Raw genomic sequence first — 1,320 nt, 5'->3', positions numbered from 1 at the left:
GACGACGGTGGCGGCGGTGCGGCCGTCCGCCCGGACGATCCGGTTGTGCAGCCGGAACCGGGCGCCGTCCGGCGCCAGGCCGGCCAGGCGCAGCTCCACCACCGCGGTGTCGAGCAGGCGCATCTCGGCGCGGTAGCGGAGGTCGTCGCCGTGGGAGACCGGGCCGAGGCGCCGGGCGGCGAACTCGGTGACCGGGAACCCCGCGGACGCGAAGTACTGCACCCGGTTGTCCTCGGCCGCGTCCAGGTACGCGGTCGTGCGCATGTGGCCGTTCTGGTCCACGTCCGGCCAACGCACGTGGGTGGTGCTGGTGAAGGGCATGCGAGCAGTATGCGGATCCCCACCGGCACCACCCGGCCGGCTACGCGATCGCCTCGGCCAGCAACCGGCCCGTCCGCTCGCGCACCGCGGGCGTGTCGAGCCCGCGCACCACGACGGTGGTCCGCCGCCGCAGCACGTCGTCCACGTCGGTCGCCCACTCGTACCGCTGGGCGTGCGCCACCTGGGCCCAGATGTCCGGCCCGTCGGGGTGCACGCGGTCCAGCAGCGACGGGTCGTCCAGCGCCAGCGCCAGCACCTCGTGGCTGACCGTGCCGTAGTGCGTGGCCAGGTGCCGCAGCACGTCGTCCGGCAGCGACGGCAGCTCCCGGCCCAGCTGGGCGCTCACCCGTTCGGGGAGGGCCGCGCCGGGCAGCGCGGCCGGCACGCCGTCGAACGCGTGCGTCAGGTCCCGCCCCAGGGCCTCACCGACGCGCGCCAGCACGGACGCGCCGATGCGGCGGAACGTGGTCCACTTGCCGCCCGCCACGCTGATCATGCCGCCGCTCCCGCGGGTGATCACCGTCTCGCGCTTGGCGTGGCTGGTGTCGCCGGACCCGCCGGGCAGCACCCGCAGCCCGGCGAACGCGTACGCCAGCCGTGTCCGGTCGAGGGCGTCGGGGGAGATGCCGACGGACCCCTCACCGAGGATCTGGTCGACGTCGGCCGGCGAGCACCGCACATCGGCCGGGTCGCCCTCGTAGGGCTCGTCGGTCGTGCCCAGCAGGAGCTGCCCCTCCCACGGGATCGCGAACGACACCCGCACGTCGTCCACCGGGATGGTCATCGCCGCACGCCACGGCGTGTCCGTCCGCAGCACCAGGTGCGCGCCCTTGGACAGCCGGATGCTCGGCGCGGACGACGCGTCCTCCATCCGCCGCAGCGCGTCCAGCCACGGCCCGGTCGCGTTGACCACCACCGTCGCGTCCACCCCGAGCGCGGACCCGTCCACGCGGTCGCGCAGCTCGACCCCCGTCACCAGCGAGCCGCGCTTGCGCAGGC

Annotated in this window: 2 protein-coding genes; both read right to left on the bottom strand. The window is 75.4% G+C overall.

All coding sequences use genetic code 11. From position 1 onward, the window contains the following. Window positions 1–321 (bottom strand): acyl-CoA thioesterase (locus AB0G02_RS40665; RefSeq protein WP_360806015.1); only part of this gene is annotated, 321 nt, incomplete at its 3' end. A gap of 40 nt (window positions 322–361) precedes the next feature. Then, window positions 362–1,320 (bottom strand): FAD-dependent oxidoreductase (locus tag AB0G02_RS40660; RefSeq protein ID WP_360806012.1); only part of this gene is annotated, 959 nt, incomplete at its 5' end.

Origin of the sequence: Actinosynnema sp. NPDC023658 (assembly GCF_040639995.1) — a bacterium.
Classification (GTDB): Bacteria; Actinomycetota; Actinomycetes; order Mycobacteriales; family Pseudonocardiaceae; genus Actinosynnema.
Note: the sequence above shows the minus strand (reverse complement) of the source record. Positions and strands in the feature narration are given on the sequence as shown.